The organism is Streptococcus sp. HMSC066E07 (assembly GCF_001814695.1).
GTDB lineage: Bacteria > Bacillota > Bacilli > Lactobacillales > Streptococcaceae > Streptococcus > Streptococcus hominis.
This window is the reverse complement of sequence record NZ_KV817441.1, coordinates 1-398: the sequence shown is the minus strand read 5'-3', so window position 1 is coordinate 398 and position 398 is coordinate 1. Positions and strand designations below refer to the sequence as shown.

The 398-nt window shown below is 49.5% G+C and carries 1 pseudogene; it reads left to right on the top strand.

Annotated features, from left to right (window positions below):
* Nucleotides 1–398: pseudogene (locus tag HMPREF2984_RS09400) on the top strand (transposase); the annotation flags it as partial.

Genomic DNA, 398 nt, shown 5'->3' with positions numbered 1-398 from the left:
TCCTGGACGGCAGAACCCAAGCGGTCATTTGAAACCATTTTCTACGCTATCCTAGACAGGTTCGTATGAGGGTCAAAGTGATGACCATGGACATGTTCAGTCCTTACTATCAGCTGGCCAAGCAGCTTTTCCCGCATGCCCAAATTGTTCTCGATCGTTTCCACATTATCCAGCACCTCAGCCGAGCTATGAACCGTGTCCGCATCCAAATCATGAACCCATTCGACCGAAAATCTCAGGAATACCGAGCCCTCAAACGCTATTGGAAACTCCTCCAGCAGGACAGCCGCAAGCTCAGCCATAAGCGTTTTTACAGACCAGCTTTTCGGGCGCATTTAACCAATCAGGAGATTCTCCATCAGCTGCTCAGCTATTCGGACCAACTTCGACAGCACTAT